At 26.0% G+C, this 16,508-nt stretch carries 15 protein-coding genes, 4 pseudogenes and 1 riboswitch; of the genes and pseudogenes, 17 read left to right on the top strand and 2 right to left on the bottom strand.

The annotated features are described in order from the left end of the window. Window positions 1-60, bottom strand: a riboswitch (cyclic di-GMP riboswitch). This riboswitch is flagged as partial in the annotation. A gap of 208 nt (window positions 61-268) precedes the next feature. The 13 genes and pseudogenes from IC219_RS20730 (at window position 269) to IC219_RS20670 (ending at window position 11,661) form a co-directional block, all read left to right on the top strand. Further along, window positions 269-646, top strand: a complete 378-nt coding sequence (locus IC219_RS20730) for a BlaI/MecI/CopY family transcriptional regulator (protein ID WP_227831673.1) — start codon at window positions 269-271, stop codon at window positions 644-646. Between the two features lie 106 nt (window positions 647-752). Next, complete coding sequence (locus IC219_RS20725) at window positions 753-1,136, top strand: BlaI/MecI/CopY family transcriptional regulator (protein WP_227831672.1); 384 nt, start codon at window positions 753-755, stop codon at window positions 1,134-1,136. 200 nt (window positions 1,137-1,336) lie between these two features. Beyond that, entirely contained in the window at window positions 1,337-1,504 is a 168-nt protein-coding gene (locus IC219_RS20720; RefSeq protein ID WP_227831671.1) for a hypothetical protein, read from the top strand. Window positions 1,505-1,590: 86 nt separating this feature from the next. Beyond that, entirely contained in the window at window positions 1,591-3,225 is a 1,635-nt protein-coding gene (locus IC219_RS20715) for a SpaA isopeptide-forming pilin-related protein (RefSeq protein ID WP_227831670.1), read from the top strand. Between the two features lie 146 nt (window positions 3,226-3,371). Beyond that, a complete protein-coding gene (locus tag IC219_RS20710; protein WP_227831669.1) occupies window positions 3,372-3,596 on the top strand; it encodes a hypothetical protein in 225 nt (74 codons plus the stop codon). Window positions 3,597-3,800: 204 nt separating this feature from the next. Next, window positions 3,801-4,598 carry a hypothetical protein gene (locus IC219_RS20705; protein WP_227831668.1) on the top strand — a complete coding sequence of 266 codons (798 nt, stop codon included), beginning with the start codon at window positions 3,801-3,803 and terminating at the stop codon, window positions 4,596-4,598. A 232-nt stretch (window positions 4,599-4,830) separates the two neighbouring features. Next, window positions 4,831-7,878: an AAA domain-containing protein gene (locus IC219_RS20700; protein ID WP_227831667.1), complete on the top strand. Its 3,048-nt coding sequence runs from the start codon at window positions 4,831-4,833 to the stop codon at window positions 7,876-7,878. Window positions 7,879-8,214: 336 nt separating this feature from the next. Then, complete coding sequence (locus IC219_RS20695; protein ID WP_227831666.1) at window positions 8,215-8,367, top strand: hypothetical protein; 153 nt, start codon at window positions 8,215-8,217, stop codon at window positions 8,365-8,367. Window positions 8,368-8,607: 240 nt separating this feature from the next. Continuing rightward, window positions 8,608-9,729, top strand: a pseudogene (locus IC219_RS20690) (baseplate J/gp47 family protein). 12 nt (window positions 9,730-9,741) lie between these two features. Then, window positions 9,742-10,305 carry a hypothetical protein gene (locus IC219_RS20685; RefSeq protein WP_227831740.1) on the top strand — a complete coding sequence of 188 codons (564 nt, stop codon included), beginning with the start codon at window positions 9,742-9,744 and terminating at the stop codon, window positions 10,303-10,305. A gap of 61 nt (window positions 10,306-10,366) precedes the next feature. Next, window positions 10,367-10,597 (top strand): annotated as a pseudogene (locus IC219_RS20680) (hemolysin XhlA family protein). Window positions 10,598-10,612: 15 nt separating this feature from the next. After that, window positions 10,613-10,862, top strand: a pseudogene (locus IC219_RS20675) (phage holin family protein). After that, window positions 10,862-11,661: pseudogene (locus IC219_RS20670) on the top strand (N-acetylmuramoyl-L-alanine amidase). The pseudogenes IC219_RS20675 and IC219_RS20670 overlap by 1 nt, the downstream one beginning before the upstream one ends. Window positions 11,662-11,690: 29 nt before the next feature. Here the strand turns inward: IC219_RS20670 and IC219_RS20665 are convergent. Beyond that, window positions 11,691-12,170, bottom strand: a complete 480-nt coding sequence (locus tag IC219_RS20665) for a hypothetical protein (protein ID WP_227831739.1) — start codon at window positions 12,168-12,170, stop codon at window positions 11,691-11,693. 290 nt (window positions 12,171-12,460) lie between these two features. On the opposite strand from IC219_RS20665, the gene IC219_RS20660 reads away from it, so the two are divergent. Beyond that, complete coding sequence (locus IC219_RS20660) at window positions 12,461-12,940, top strand: hypothetical protein (RefSeq protein ID WP_227831738.1); 480 nt, start codon at window positions 12,461-12,463, stop codon at window positions 12,938-12,940. A 114-nt stretch (window positions 12,941-13,054) separates the two neighbouring features. After that, on the top strand, window positions 13,055-13,369 hold the full coding sequence (locus tag IC219_RS20655; protein ID WP_227831737.1) for a hypothetical protein: 315 nt from the start codon (window positions 13,055-13,057) through the stop codon (window positions 13,367-13,369). Between the two features lie 163 nt (window positions 13,370-13,532). Here the strand turns inward: IC219_RS20655 and IC219_RS20650 are convergent, their stop codons facing one another. Further along, a complete protein-coding gene (locus IC219_RS20650) occupies window positions 13,533-13,850 on the bottom strand; it encodes a hypothetical protein (protein WP_227831736.1) in 318 nt (105 codons plus the stop codon). Between the two features lie 239 nt (window positions 13,851-14,089). On the opposite strand from IC219_RS20650, the gene IC219_RS20645 reads away from it, so the two are divergent. Both IC219_RS20645 and IC219_RS20640 read left to right on the top strand, forming a co-directional pair. Beyond that, the gene (locus IC219_RS20645) at window positions 14,090-14,821 is read left to right on the top strand and encodes a hypothetical protein (protein WP_074178328.1); all 732 of its coding nucleotides are present in this window, start codon (window positions 14,090-14,092) and stop codon (window positions 14,819-14,821) included. Between the two features lie 727 nt (window positions 14,822-15,548). Next, window positions 15,549-16,058 (top strand): VanZ family protein, encoded by a 510-nt coding sequence (locus IC219_RS20640; protein ID WP_227831735.1) that lies wholly within the window; start codon window positions 15,549-15,551, stop codon window positions 16,056-16,058. Window positions 16,059-16,508: the final 450 nt, after the last annotated feature.

Below are 16,508 nucleotides of genomic sequence, written 5' to 3'. Positions count from 1 at the left end.
CAAGTCTTAGTCCCTATAGCTTTGCGTCACTAAATTTCTCTAGTTTTGCCTATTTAGTTTTATTCTACAATTTAATAATACAATGTAATTAGTTATTATTCAACATATGTGTTTGAAAATTGAATAAGTTTATAGATATGAATAGTATTTTTTATATATAAAAACAAACTAAATAAGTAGAATATATGGTAAATTTTCCTTGTAGTTTTTGTATTAAAAAGCTTCTATTATTAGTTTAAGTTAGACTGAATGAGGGAGCGACATTAAGATGGAAGAAGAAATGTTAATAGAAAGATTATTAAGAGCCGAACTAATAGTAATGGAGTATTTATGGAAAAAAGATTCTAAAATGTCTAAAAAAGAAATTGTAAAAGATATAAAGCAGATGTATGGATGGCATAAAAGTACAATAAAAACACTACTAAAAAGATTGGTTGACAAAGGTTATTTGGCTAGGGATATTATAAAGTTTCAATCTCATTATAAAATAATAATAGATAATGAAGAATATTATGCTTTTAAGAAAAAGGTACTAAAATCTAGTAAAAGTAGAAAAATAATGCGTTCACTTACTACTACACATAAAACCGTAAGTAAAGAAAAGTTAGATTCACTAGAAGAGTATTATAAAAACTTAAAAGAATAATATGGTAAATTTTGGATGAGAGTATTTGGCTAAATTCTCTTGTTTTGAAAACTTTATTGAGATAGAATTTATTTATACATAAGTTGGTAATGGAGGGGTATATAATATGAAAATTAGTAAATTACCAGAAGCAGAGTTAAAAGTTATGAGATATATTTGGGAATCAGATAGAATATTAACATCAAGAGAAATTGTTGAAGCTATGGAACAAAAATATAAATGGAAAGATACTACTACATTTACAGTATTAAAAAGATTACAAAGAAGAGAATTTTTAGAAACAGAGAAAATCGACAAACATACACATTATAATGTGTTAGTAAAAGAAAAACAATATCAGAGATTTGAAACAAGAGAATTTATAAAAAATATACATAAAAATTCAGTTAAGAGTTTAATTTCAGCATTACATAAGGATGATGAAGAATTAGATTATGATAAATTAGATAAGTTGGAAGAAGAGTTTAGAAATTTAAAAGATGAGGAATAAAAAATGGTGACAAATTATGTTTTGCCACCATTTTGCCACCGTTTCAAAATAACTTGTTTTTTATTAAAAAGTTTAATATAGTGTTATATAGTGCAGTAGTTTCAATTACTGTAAAAATAAAATAGGTTAGATAGTTTCAAGAAATATGCAATAGTTTAAACGTTTCAAGAAACTCCACATGTAGAGACTGTAGTGTTGTTATGTCGAAAGTAAGGCTTGAAATCCTGTATTTTAAACACTTTAACAGACATATGGTGTTTGAAAGAAATATAGAAAATTTTAAGAATAAAAAGGTCAAACAGTATTTCGATGTATCTGTAGTTGTAGATATAGAGTGTGGAGATACAAAAAATAAAATTAAAATATAATTTTTAAGTATAGAAATAGACATTGAATTTATATATTCGATGTCTATTTTTTATATGAAAATATATTAAAGAAAGGATGAAATTGAATGAAGAAAAAAACAAAAGTACCTAAAAAGATTGTAAGTTTTATTATGGCTTTTATAACGATAATAACTACTGTATTTATGTCAGGAACTTATGCTTATGCTAGCAAGCTAGATATGAGTGAAAGCACAGGATATGATTATAAAGGTATTAGTCCAATTACAGGAAGAAAAATTAATCATAATATTTATCGTATGAAAATGGATAATAAAATTGTATTTTGTGTAGATCCAGGAATTAAAACAGCAAGCGGAGGAAGATATGTGTCGGAGGAGTATATAAATTCAAAGAAAGATATATTATCTAAGATAGCTTACTATGGATATACAGATACAAATCGATCAAAATATAATTATACATTAACTCAAATAATTATATGGGAGGAGTTAGGAGATAAATTTATATCTACAACACTTCCAAATTATCATAAAAGAAAAGCTGAAATACTTGAAACAGTAAATAGACATAATATATTACCTTCATGGAATAATGAAAAAGTTGCAGTTAAAAGTGGAGAAACAATTGAATTACAAGATAAAAATGGTATTATTAGAAAAATGAAATTAGAATCAAATAATACTGGAACAGACATAGTAATTGAAGAAAATACTTTGAAAATTACATCAAATAAAAAATCCACTTCTGGAGTTATTAGTTATAGAAAAATTCCTAAAAATGAAGTAGGAACATCAATAGTTTATCGTAAGCCAGATTATCAAAGTTTAGCAGAATTTCATATGGAAAATTCAATGAGTGCGAGATTAAATATAAATGTAATAAAGTCAGGAACTATTAAAGTAAAAAAGATTGATGAAGATACAGGAAAGGCATTAGCAAATGCAAAACTTAGATTTGAGTATGATGGTAAGAGCAAAGATATTATAACGGATTCTAATGGAATTGCAAGTATAGAAGATATACCAGAAGGAACAACTGTAAGAATATCAGAAGTGACAGCACCAAATGGATATTTTAATAAAGGTGAAATTAAAAAAGTTGTTATTGAAGCAAATAAAACTATAGAAGTTTCATTAAAAAATAAAGAACAGTTAGGTAAAGTAATACTTAGTAAGAGTGGAAAAGATTTTGGAGTAGAAATGTCTAATGATAGTTATAAATTAGAAGGAGCAATTTATGGAATTTATAATGAAAATGATGAAAAGATAACTACTATAACCACAGATAAATTCGGGAAGGCAACATCAGAAAATATAAAGCTTGGAAAGTATTATGCACTTGAAGAAAAAGCACTAGAGGGATATTTAATAAATAAAGAAAAGATACCATTTGAATTAAAATATGCTGGACAAACTGTAGAAGTAACATCAGTATCTATTAGTCATAAAGATATAGAACAAAAAGGAAAAGCAATATTAATTAAAGAAGATGAAAAAACTGGATCAATACCTCAAGAAAATGCAAAACTTGATGGTGCGGTTTATGAACTAAGAAAATCAAATAATGATGAGTTAGTTAAAACAGTAACGATTAAAGGTGGAAAGGCAAAAGTAGAAAATTTATATCTTGGTAAGTATTATTGGATTGAAAAGAAAGCTCCAGAAGGATATTTATTAGATACTACTAAACATTACTTTGAAATAAGTTATGCAGATGAAAATATAAAAAATCTTATATAGATCAGATTAATTCTATAAGAGAAAACTTAGTTAGAGAAATTTCGGAACATAGTGAAAATAAATTCAACATAAATAAAATTAAAAAGTTAAATAAGAATCTAATAAACAACTTAATAAATGAATTAACTAATGAAGATAAAGGATTGATGGCTAATATAAAAGATTCATTATCTAATGTGTTTACTACGTTAGTAAACTCAAGTGATAAGTCAATTAGTGATAAAAGTATTTCACTAGATAAAAATATAGAAACTAAAAAAGAAATACTTAAGAATGAAAATATTATGTATAGGAGTGGGATTAGAGAGTTTATAAAAGGAACAGAAGCAGATACAAAAGAAGGTTTAAAAAAATCATTTATGGAAAAATAGGAACCTTTAGCTAAATTTAATAGAGAGATAGAGAAGTATAATCATATAGATTATATAACTAAAAATCAATCTGTATTTAATAATTTAATTGGTGATTATAATCAAAACAACTCAGATATTTCAAAAAAAATAAGTGAGTAAGACCAAAAGAATATTAAATTTACATAGGAAACTTATAAAAAATCTGATGAGAATATTGAACAATTGAAGGAAGATGTATTAAAGACTAAAGAAGAATCTGAAAAGCTAATAACTGATGGGTTAAAATATACAGAAGATTGTTTAAAAAATATTATATCATCTTTTGATAGATATTATCAAAAGATAGAATGGGAAAGTTTTTACTATAAAATAGGAGTATATTTAAAAATATCAGCAAGTGATTTCTATTCATCATATGAACAAAAGCTTTCATTTGAAAAAGCGTGTTATGAAATTGATGAACTAGAATATGCTGGTTGGAGTAGAGAACTTAAAAAAGAAGAATATGATATTTATATTGAACTATGTAAAAAATATAATAAAGAAATTGATGTTGAAAAAGAAAAGGAATATTCATATTCAGTTGAGCCTTTAGAAAAAGAAAACTATGATATTTTTGAAATTATTAATTCTATTAATACTGAAGAAGAGTTATGTGAATTTATAAAAGGACTAGATAGAGAATACTATCTTGAAACCTTAGAGATAAATGAAGTCTTTATTAAAAAATGTGTAGATATCAATGGAAATATTGATGCTATTATTGATATGTTTACAAGATATAATTATCCGAGCAGTTTATTCTATTCAAGAAATAGCCATAATTTCTGGATGACAGTTCTAGCAGCTTTAAAAAATACAAAGTCTAAAAATAGTATGCTGCAATATTTACTAGAGAATGGCGGAGGACACGATGGTTTTAATGAATTAATAAAAATTTATGGTTATTTAGGAAATAAGGATTTATGTATTAAATTATTTGAAAGAATGTTAACCTGTATTGAATTTTTATTATGTTAAAATAGATTTCTTATAATTATGTTAATTTATAAATAACATAATTAATATTATTTATTGAAGTTTTACTAATATAAAGGTAAATAGTAGTTTAAGTAAAAAAACTAACAGAATATGAGTCTGATAGTTTTTTATTTCTTTATATGTTAAAATATAGATATTAATTACAGTAAGTATTTAGGTATTTCTAAAAAATAGATAATATTTATATAACAAATAAGTAGGGAGTTAAAATATGATTAATAATATAACTAAGTATTTCAAAAGCGCTTTGATTGCAAAAAATCAAGCTATAATAGACTTTAAAAATTCAGATGATAAGTATGAAGTTATTACAAGAGAAGAATTTAACAATGGACTAATCAATCTAAATATAATTGAAAAGTTGAGTGCTAATAATAAAGGTTATAATAATGATGATATAGAAGTAATAATAGTTCCAAAGACTGTTAGAACTTATTTTGAAAATACTAGAAAAGTAAATAATAATATTGAGGAACTTACAGGAATACTATATGTACCAGCAATTATAAGTCATAAAGGTGAATTGAAAATTAATGATAAATATGATAAATGGCCGTGGATACCCAGAGAATTTTTAGAACCTATGGTAGAGTCACAGCTAAGTTTAGGAAATATAGATGATGTAGATAAATTTTTAGCTAGTACTACGGATAAGATGGAAAAACTTAAAAGTTGGAGTGAATATATAAATTACATAAAAGAATTTTATAAAGAAGTAACTAAATATAATTTTGATGAAAATTGTATTAAAAAAGATGATTCAAACATTATGTTTGAAAATAATATATATATTATTTTAGATAATATGGTAAATGCTACACTTAATATAGAACAATTATATAATGATATATTAATAAATAAGGAAAGTAAACCTTTATATGCTAAGTTTATTTTACCATGTATTGAAAAATCTAAAAAATTAATATCAAATGATTCATATTTAAAAATGATAGAACATAAAGGACAAATGGGAGGGGAATACCCATTAGCAGAGTCACAAAGAGAGGCTGTAAATCATTTTTCGGAATTAAAAGATGGGGAATTATTAGCAGTAAGTGGGCCACCTGGAACAGGGAAAACAACGTTATTACAATCAATTGTAGCAGATATGTATGTGAAAAATGCATTAGAGGGAAAGAAAGCACCTGTAGTCGTGGCTTCTTCTACTAATAATCAAGCTGTTACTAATATTATAGACTCATTTGGAAATGTTACAAAAATAGGAATTAAAAATTTAGAAGAACGTTGGATTGAAGGTGTAAATAGTTTTGCTTTATACTTTCCATCAGATAGTAAAAAAGAAGATGCAGAAAGAAGATGTTATCAATACACTAGTAATAGAGGAGATGGATTTGCTTTAAATATAGATTCGGATGAAAATCTTATGAAATCTGAAAAAAAGATGATAGAAAATGTATCTAAATATTTCAATAAAAAAATTAATGGTATATCTGAATGCAAAGAATTAATATATTCAGAACTTATTGAAATTGATAAAGAAAAAAATAAGATTATATCAGATTTATATGAAATAAGAAGTATTATAAAAGAAAATACAGTAGTAGAATATTTAAAAATTTTAGAACAAGCTATATTAAATTGTTCTAGTAAAGAAAAAGAATTGGAATCTAAAAAGATAGAAAATAATAAACAAATAAATAAATATAGGAATAGGATAGATGAATGGAATAAGATATATAAGAAAATTCCATGGTACATTAGGTTATTAAGCGTATTTAATATATTCAGAGAGAAATTAATTAATAGATTAAAAATATATATAGATTCAGATGAATATGAGTTTATAGGAAATTGTATGTCTTTAGATGAAATTATAGAAAAATATGGGGAAATAATAGAGGAGATTAATAGTGATAATTTTAAAATAGAGCAAGAGATAAAGTACAATAGAAAAACAATAGAAAGTAAAAAGAATGAGAAGAATTATATATTAAAACTAAGGAATCGTGTAAATGAATATTTTATATTCCTAAAAAAATATAATTGTGATATTTATTATACTAAAGATACTGAAAATATAGATGAATTTATAAGACATATTAATAAAGACTTAGAAGAGTGTTCTTTAGAAAAAATAAATGAGTATATAGATACAAGAATTAGATATATTGAATTTTGGCTATCTGTTCATTATTATGAATGTAGATGGTTATTAAAAGAAGATTATATTACAGATAAACAACGAGGTAACAACTTTGCGAACATAATAAAATCTTTATATAGCAGGTTAGCGATGATTTCGCCATGTATGGTAATGACATTTTTTATGTTGCCTAAGCAATTTAAAATTTATTATTCAAATGAAAAAATAAGTAGTTACTTATATAATTTTATTGATTTTTTAATTGTAGATGAAGCAGGGCAAGTTTCACCAGAAATTGCAGCAGCATCTTTTGCATTGGCTAAGAAAGCGGTAGTTGTTGGAGATGAAAAGCAGATACCACCAGTTTGGGGAATTAGCAATGCCTTAGATAAATCATTAGCGATTAGAAGTAATGTATTAAATGAAGAAATAACATTCGAAAACTTAATAGAATTTGGTCAAAATTGTTCACAGTCTAGTGTTATGAAAGTTGCAGCTAATTCATGTCATTATGATAAATATGATAAAGGACTTTTTTTGAGTGAACATAGACGATGTTATAATGAAATAATAGAGTATTGCAATAGGCTGGTATATGATGGGAAACTTAAAGCTTGTAGGGGATTGGGAGAAAAAGATGAAAATTATCCATTATATAACTTGCCACATATGGGATATAAAAATATAGAGGTTAAAAATTCTGATAAAAATGGATGTAGTAGAATGAATTCAAAAGAAGCAGAAGAAATAGCAAAGTGGTTATCAATTAATTATAAACAAATAGTCAATTTGTATAAGGAAAAAAATGTTAACATAAAAAATAATGAGATAATAGCGATTATAACACCTTTTAAGGCTCAAGTTAGAATTTTAAAAGAAAAATTAAAAATTTATTTAAATGATGATGCAAAAAATATTGATGTAGGAACAGTTCACACATTTCAAGGAGCTGAAAGGAAAGTTATAATCTTATCAACAGTTTATGGTGCAAGTGATGGTTGTTTTTTTATAAATAAAAATTCGAGCTTAATGAATGTTGCTGTATCTAGAGCTAAAGACGCATTTTTGGTATTTGGATCAAGAAAATGCTTAGATGAAGATGGCGAAAGTTCAAGTGCATTACTTAAGAAATATGTTAATGAAGAGATAAAATGAAATATATAAAGATGTGGATCTTATCAAACAAGTAGATTAATATTCTACTTGTTTTTTTATGATAATATAAGCATTTTAAACTGTATATGATAATGACGCTTTTCTCTATTCCATTCAAAACAAAATGGAAGAAAGCGAGAAAAGACTGACTTTATCAAAACTAACTTAAGCGTAAAGAAAGTGGCAAGTAAAGAGAATATGAAGGCAGATATAAGACAAAACGAGAATAACATAAACAAGAGAAATTAAAGACTTTCAAAAAAGTGGAATACCACTGAGTGAGTAAAAAAAGATGAAAAAAATGTTCTGTAAGCTAAACAGACACAAATTCATTTTTTGACCACTATATTTTATAGTGATATAAATACAAAAGAAGTAGGAGAATTTAATTTTAACTGGTTGGAGAATAGTAGATTAGTAGAATATGAATTTGATGTATTAACGCTAGATGATGAAAATATAACTATAGATGGAAACATAAAAAGGTAGGTGATTATATGGAAAGAGAACTACCTATACCAGTTTTTTGACAGAAGATGAAGAAGCAATACACGAAAGAATATTAAGTAACTTTCAAGATGTGAGCACACTAGAAGGGGACTTTATTTATGATGCAACAAGACCTACAGCAGAGCAGATAGCTGAATTAAAACAATTAGGACTGCAAAATAATTTAAAGATTGCATTCCTTCAAACCAGTTAAGGAACTTATTTAGAGTGGCTTGGTGAATGCAAGGAGTATTTAAAAATCAACCTACAAAAGCAATAGGAACAATTACATTTACAGGTGTACAAGGAACTATAATTACAAAAGGGACTATGATGGCTACTGTTGCAACTGATGAAAAGCAGAGTATAGAGTTTGAGCTTCTTGAAACTAAAACTATGGAAGAAAATGAAACAGTAGATATTAAAGCAGAATGTAGAGAAATTGGAACTATAGGAAATGTATCTCAAAATACTGTAACTGTTCTATTAGGTTCTATTAATGGGATTAAATCTGTTACTAATAAAGAAGGTTTCAAGGGTGGAACAGATATAGAAGACGAAGAACATTTTAGAGAAAGAGTTCTTGTAGCAGAACAAGAAGATAAACTTAGTGGAGCTAGTTCAGATTATATAATATAGGCTAAAGAAGTTGATGGGGTTGGATATGCTTATGTAGTTCCCGAATGGAATTGGGCAGGGACAGTAAAAGTATTAATACTAGACAAAAATAGAAAAGCAGCAACACAAGAGTTGATAAATAAAGTTCAAGAATATATATACCACTTAAATATGTCAGAGGGAGAAAGTAGAGATGGGAAAGCTCCTATCGGGGCTTTAGTAACGATCGTAACACCCGAAACATTACTTATTAATGTAAAAGCTAGTTTTATATTTAGTAAAAGTTTTAGTGAAGAAACAGTATTAAATAATCTAAAAACTAAGATAGACAAATATTTAGATAAGATTGATTTAGGTGGGACAGTCTCATACAATGCTATAAAGGCAATAGTAGCTTCTATGATGTTGACAGATGAAGGTATACAGGACTTTTCTAATCTTACTATAAATAATGTAAAAGAAAATATAAAATTGCAAGACCAAGTAGTTGGAGTAGAGGAAATAGCTAACCAATCTTATACAGGTACAAATATAAAAATAAATGAAAACATATCTCCATTAGGAGGAATTAATATGTATAACTTATTAAAATTAATGATAGAACAAAAGAACTATAGTACTAAAGAGGATTTGCAGCACAAGATTGATGTATTTTATGCAGTAAACAGGATTGAAGAAGAACAGTATTTAGAGTTAACAGGTTTATTAAATAAAGAAGAAACACCAGTAGAACCAACGATATAGGTTCTTTTTTTATTGACTTTTAAAGAGTTAGTTAATAAAGTTAGAAATCTTGTACTAGAAGCAAAGAATGTAACTATAGAAGATACAGAGAATAATTTTACAAGTGAAAATGTAGAAGGAGCATTGAAAGAATGTATAGATAGGGCAGATGAGGCTTTTCAAGGAGCCGATAGTGGAAAAGTACTTTTATCAACTGCTATCGGCTCTCCTGCCATATCAGAACAAACATTTCAAGAGTATGCTGATTATATTACAGAGTTTAAAGGTACTATAACTGATTTACAACAACAAGTTAATATCAGATACAAAATAACAGGAGGTTCTTTTGAAGGAGAAGAAGCAAAGCCATATAAGCTTACTTTTCCTTCTGTTCCCGAACATCTAGCAATATTTTCGATAATGAATGAAAGAGAATGTTATTATACTCCATTAAGACAAAAACTAGAAAGTAATCCTGATGGAAGCACTGCTTATATTAAAATTAATGCAGATAAAAAAGGATTTGAAGCAGGGAGTACTAGTTATACAACAGGGAAAAGTCCATTTAAGGGATATTTTATTGCTTGTTATAAATAAAAAGGCTTAGATAATATCTCTAAGCCTTTTTTAATGCAAATTTACAATTTAGGAGGTTTTCATGAATGAAGAACTTTTCAAAGACAATTTGAAACGACATGAGGTAACAATAAATAAACATAATGAGGAAATAGATGAGTTAAAAGTAGCAAATATAGAGTCTAAAGCAGAGTTAAAAGCATTGTGTGAGAACTTGAACTCACTTACTAGTATGCTAAAGTAGTTGATTGGGACAATGATTACAACACTTGTAGGATTCTTTATATTTGCAATACAGAGGGGAATATTTTAATTAGGAGGAAAATAAATGGATAATTTAATAAGTTTCATACCTGAGCAGTTGCTAATTTTAGTTGCTGCTCTTTATGTTATAGGAGCAGGTTGTAAGAAGTATAAACAGTTAGATAATAAGTATATTCCAGTAGTGTTATTAGTACTTGGAATAGGATTCTCTATTTGGATGCTAGGATTAAATGCTGATGCAGTCTTACAAGGAGTAATTTGCTGGGGTATGTATAAATCAAACTTACAAACAGTTGAAGGAGGAAAATAAATAATGAAGATATGTATTACAGTAGGACACAGTATTTTAAAAAATGGTGCATGTACTTCTGCTGATGGAGTAGTTAACGAGTATCAATATAATAAATCTTTTGCACCAGTATTAGCAGATACATTCAGAAAAGAAGGGCATAAGGTGGATGTAATAATATGCCCCGAAAAGCAGTTTAAAACTAAAACAGAAGAAAAGTCGTATAAAATACCTAGAGTTAATAGTGGAGGATATGACTTACTCATAGAACTACATCTAAATGCAAGTGATGGTCAAGGAAAAGGTTCAGAGGTACTATATTATAGCAATAAAGGTTTAGAGTATGCGATAAATTAGGTGCAGTATTTAAAAATAGAGGTGCTAAATTAGATAAAGGATTATATATTTTAAATAGTTCCAAACCTACAGCCATATTAATTGAAAGTTTCTTTTGTGATAATAAAGAAGATTATGAGAAGGCTAAGAAACTTGGATATGAAGGTATGGCCAAGTTAATTGTAGAAGGTGTATTGAATAAAAATATAAAAAATGAGGGAGCCAAAGAGATGTATAAACACACTATAGTTTATGATGGAGAAGTTGACAAGATACCTGCAACAGTAGTCGGCTGGGGCTATAATGATGGAAAAATATTAATATGTGATATAAAAGATTATATACCAGGTCAAACAGAAAATCTATATGTTGTAGGCGGAGGAGCATGTAATAAGATAGGTTCTATAACTAAAGAGAGATATACTATGATAAAAGGTAATGATAGATTTGATACACTTTATAAAGCATTAGATTTTATTGATAGATAGATTAAGAAGGTAGCAACTGGAGATAGTTGCTACTTTCTTTTTTTATACTTTCTTTCTTTAAGTTTTTTATTTTCCATATTATCTAATACTTGCAGCGAACTCATATAGAATTTTTGGCGACTATCCCATTTTTGCTGAGCTTCACATATTAGATATAAATAAGAACTAAAAAAAACTCCTATTACAGCACCAGCAATATAAAAATCTTTTATAATATTGTTGGCAAATAGACTAAAGAAAATTGATATAAATGCAGCAATAAGAGCAATTACAAATGGACTTGATGGATTATTTTTAGAATTTAAGATGGTTTTGATGCGTGTTTTTTCTATTTTTATATTTTCCAGTAAAACCATCTCCTTAAGAGAATTATAAAATCTGTAATTGCATTTATAATATTCTTCAGCTTCTTTTATGTATGTTTTTTCTTCTTCTTGAATAATATTCAACTGCTCTATAGGGCTTTTTTTGTTAAATTTAATAATATCAAATATATCATTTAGAAACATATTTTATACTTCTATAAATTAATGTCTATTATACTTTAATTTATAGCATATTTAAGAACTTATATCAGCAATTTGTCGAACGATTTTAGATGAAAATAGAGCGAGACGACAAAAGAAAAATTTACAGAGATTTATTCTGATGATGTGTGGTTAATAATGGATAGGGCTAGAGAGTTTATAAAAGCTAAACTATAGATTTAATGCTTATATTTTAGTAAATATCTTAACAAATAAGTTATAATATAGATATAAGTTGTATGTAGAAAAATTCTAACAAAGGGGATGATACTATGAAATATAAAATACGATATATTTTAGTAGGAATATGCTTAATGTTGTGTATATATCTTACAACATTTATAAAGCCTACAATAAATTTTTCAGCTAAAATAAATGGTATCACTACTGAGGATTATAAGAGAATAAAAAAAGAGGAACAGGGTTTACCAAAAAATGTAGATATTAAGCGTTTAAAACATGTTGATATTCAAGTTAAAGTTAAATCACCAAATATATTAATAAAAGATATAAAATTTAATTCAGATGGTTTTTACGATTTTCTGAGGGATAATGAAAAAGTTAGGATGTTGGGAGATAGTATTGTAACATATAATAAAAAACATACTGAAACCCTTGAAGTATACTTAGAAAACGCTAATGATAAAGAATTAAAAGATATAATTGGAAATTTCAAATATGTAATATCATGGAAAAATATATGGAATTATCAAAGCGAAGAAATATTCTATCTAAAAGACTATTTGAAATAGACTAGAAGGTAGCAATTAACTTTAGTTACTACCATACTTGTGTATAAAAAATATTGATATATGTTAACTTATATAATAAGTTGGAGATATATTATTAATGTGAGGAGATTAATTATGAAGAGGATAAAGTTAGTATTAACAACAGCATTATCTATTATTGCAATGTTTCTAGTATTACATTCAACGCCTGCACTAGCACTAAAGACTCATGTATTTTTTAATGGATATTTCAAAGAAGCTATTACTACAGGAATAGTTGATGATGAGTTGCATAACAAAATAGACAAAGAAAAGTTGTCAAAAGAAAATGCAAAATGTTATACATTAACTAAACCTCCAATTGAGAAAGCTACAGAATCGTACTTGAGAAATTATAAAGTCACTAAGAAAAGTCTTTTATATTTTACTGAATATTATGGAGATTGTTAAACGTTATAATAATTTTTTATAGTATTTTCTCATAACTATTTAGTTATATTGGTTGACAAAAACAGTATGAAATCATACAACATTAGACAAATCAAAAGAAGATGATAGGGTAATCCTATTACCTTCTTTTGATTATCAATTTTATTAGTATTTTATAAATCGTTTATACAGTTATATACCTCTTTCTAATTAAATAATATAAGGTTGTTGTTATAATAGCTGCTAATATCATTGCTATTATTGTAATGTCTAATCTTCTTGTAAATAAGCCTATTGCTATGTATTCAAGGCTTATTGCATAGCGATAAAGAACTTCCAGTTTAATGCTTCTTTTTCTATCTATATCTCCATATATTAATTCTAATTTATTAAAATATTTTTCACTATAAAAACCAATTTTAACTTTAATTAAAGATATTATTGTAGTTGCTATTATAATTCCTATTCCAAGAAACATAAGATAGATATTCTGAGTTTTCATAGTAGAGACCTCCTTTATAATATGATTTTATATATAATCACCAACCTATAATTAGATTAATTTTCTTAATCAAAGTATATCAGTAACATAAGTACAAAGAGTATCTAAAATATTACAAATATATGTAATAAAATTTAATGATAATATATTAAATATCAAAAAATATAACTATTCTACAAAAATAGATTGAAATTTCTGAATATTTATATTATAATTTATATAAACAAGGAGGTGTTCTTATGAAATTAAAAAAACTTGTACCATTTGTAATATCAGTGTTAATGATTTTTCAAGTATGTGTACCATTTACTTTTGCTGATGAAGACCCCCCTGAAAAAATTCCTCAAAGGATAATAGATTTAGCAAATCACAACATTAGACCTAGAAATGAAGACCCTAAGAGTAAAGTAATGTTAAACAGTAAAGATATCAAAAACTTAATATCAACAGAAGAAGATACAATATTAGATGTTGTAAAAATAGCTGAAAATAAAGATTCAGAAACATTTGACGCAACTGTAATAGTAACTAGAGCTATACTTAACAAATATCAGGAAGAAATACTTGCAGATGTAAAGTATTTTGTAAAAATGACATATGATAAACGTAATTTGCCTGATGGATATCCTGGCTATAAAATAACTAATGTGAGTGGTGGTGTTATATCTAAGTCAGACCCACAAATGACTCCTACAAAACTATATCTACGTTCAATTTCTGGTTACAGTAGATATCTTAATGCTACAGGTAATCGTACTTCTGGAATAGAAAAATTTAATTCTACAACATGGAATTCACCAAAAATGGGTTCTACATATTCATTTTCTCCAAGTTCTAATTACTACTATGATGCTAGTGGAGCAGGTGGAGTAAATGCACAGGCTCATTTAACAGTAAAGAGAAGTGTATCAAGTGCCACTTGGACTGATTATGTAGATGTTTTTATAGGAACTAGATTTGGTTTAACATAAAATATAAATATGGAATTTAGGTGCTTTTTATGAAAATTTTTTTATATGTTTTATATAGTTTTATAGTTATTACAATTAATTTTATATTAAAAGAAAAAAATTACAACTTTATTTTATTAGCAATATTTTTTATACTCCTATTAATTCAAAATGGGGTATTAAAAACAGGTTATCAAAATAGAGCCACCTTTTATCAAGACAATTACTTTAATGAAGAAAATAAAAATGATGAGATAAAACTTATGACTATAAAGAATTTTATATTTTTGTCTTTACCATTATGCTTTAATATACTATTCAACTATTTAATTTCTTAAATTGCATTTAGATTTATTTTAGTAGTAGATAAATTAAATTTAAATATTAGACAAAAAGGTGATAGATAATTTCTATCACTTTTTTAATATATTCTACTTCAAAAATAATTTTTTATTAGTTAAAAAAATTATATAAAATTATAGTAGAAGTTGTAACAATAAAGCGAACGAAAAGCATCATACTAAAACATAAGAAATGTTATAATTATATTGTATGTTTCATAAATATACATTAAAAACACCCCTTTTATAGGAGTGCTTATTTTTTGAAATTTATTAATGTATAAACTATCAATAACATTACTCAAGACACCTTAAAATTAATTTAACAGAAATAGTTGACAGATAAATTGAATTAATATACTATTGTATTAAGTTATTAATACAATAGAACAATGAGGTGGTAATGAATGAAATCCAAAGAATACAATATTACAAAAGGGTTGTTTGTAGTGTATATAATTCTTTTGACATGGATAATACTATTTAAGATGCAATTTGATATTTCATCACTTGAAACTATGAATCTTAGAAATATAAACTTAGTACCTTTCGCTGGCTCACTTATAGTTAATAATAGAGTAGATATATCAGAGATTATATTAAATGTAGCTATATTTGTACCATTTGGCATATATTTGTGTATACTAAAAGAAGAATTTAGCTTTATAAAAAAGATTGTACCTATTTTTATAACTAGTTTGGTATTTGAAACACTTCAATATATATTTGCAATAGGTGCAAGTGATATAACCGATTTGATAGGGAATACACTAGGAGGAATTATAGGAATAGTTGTTTTTATGTTATTGTCAAAAATATTTAAGCATAAGACAATGAAAATTATTAATGTATTGGCATTGATTGTAACAGCTATTGTGGTATTATTTTTAGGCTTACTTATTATTGAAAACTTATAGAAATAAGTGCACAGACTTAGCTTAAAATAGACAGTAAAATACAATTACATATAAATTTACTTAAACATGAAAAGCATCTATATAAAGGTGCTTTCCTAAAGTATTAAAGAATTATTACATCCTGAAACTTTTGTATATTTAATTTTTGATTTTTATTTGTTCTTCTAATAAATCTAATGCACAATTCACACAAACTTTAATTTCTGTTTAACAAGAAATTAAACTCTGAATGATATAAATATATTTCAATTGTTTTTTATTAGCAATTTATTAAATGTAGATAAAACTAAAAAGGGTTTTCTAGAAAATAATGTCTATCTAATTATACTTACTTACCAATACCATTACTTGATGCAAACAAGATTCTACTACATTTTCTCCGTACTCTAGTATAAAATCATCTAACTGTGTATCTATAAAATCACAATAATCATATGAACTACCAATATA

The sequence above is a fragment of the Clostridioides sp. ES-W-0018-02 genome (assembly GCF_020658175.1).
GTDB lineage: Bacteria > Bacillota > Clostridia > Peptostreptococcales > Peptostreptococcaceae > Clostridioides.
The sequence above is the reverse complement of the archived record's forward strand: the minus strand, read 5'-3'. Positions and strand labels throughout refer to the sequence as shown.

Excerpts from the sequence above, each read along its gene's own strand:
- IC219_RS20730 (WP_227831673.1), top strand. The coding sequence starts at position 269 with ATGGAAGAAGAAATGTTAATAGAAAGATTATTAAGAGCCGAACTAATA.
- IC219_RS20725 (WP_227831672.1), top strand. The coding sequence starts at position 753 with ATGAAAATTAGTAAATTACCAGAAGCAGAGTTAAAAGTTATGAGATAT.
- IC219_RS20720 (WP_227831671.1), top strand. The coding sequence starts at position 1,337 with ATGTCGAAAGTAAGGCTTGAAATCCTGTATTTTAAACACTTTAACAGA.
- IC219_RS20715 (WP_227831670.1), top strand. The coding sequence starts at position 1,591 with ATGAAGAAAAAAACAAAAGTACCTAAAAAGATTGTAAGTTTTATTATG.
- IC219_RS20710 (WP_227831669.1), top strand. The coding sequence starts at position 3,372 with ATGGCTAATATAAAAGATTCATTATCTAATGTGTTTACTACGTTAGTA.
- IC219_RS20700 (WP_227831667.1), top strand. The coding sequence starts at position 4,831 with ATGATTAATAATATAACTAAGTATTTCAAAAGCGCTTTGATTGCAAAA.
- IC219_RS20665 (WP_227831739.1), bottom strand. The coding sequence starts at position 12,170 with ATGTTTCTAAATGATATATTTGATATTATTAAATTTAACAAAAAAAGC.
- IC219_RS20660 (WP_227831738.1), top strand. The coding sequence starts at position 12,461 with ATGAAATATAAAATACGATATATTTTAGTAGGAATATGCTTAATGTTG.
- IC219_RS20655 (WP_227831737.1), top strand. The coding sequence starts at position 13,055 with ATGAAGAGGATAAAGTTAGTATTAACAACAGCATTATCTATTATTGCA.
- IC219_RS20650 (WP_227831736.1), bottom strand. The coding sequence starts at position 13,850 with ATGAAAACTCAGAATATCTATCTTATGTTTCTTGGAATAGGAATTATA.
- IC219_RS20645 (WP_074178328.1), top strand. The coding sequence starts at position 14,090 with ATGAAATTAAAAAAACTTGTACCATTTGTAATATCAGTGTTAATGATT.
- IC219_RS20640 (WP_227831735.1), top strand. The coding sequence starts at position 15,549 with ATGAAATCCAAAGAATACAATATTACAAAAGGGTTGTTTGTAGTGTAT.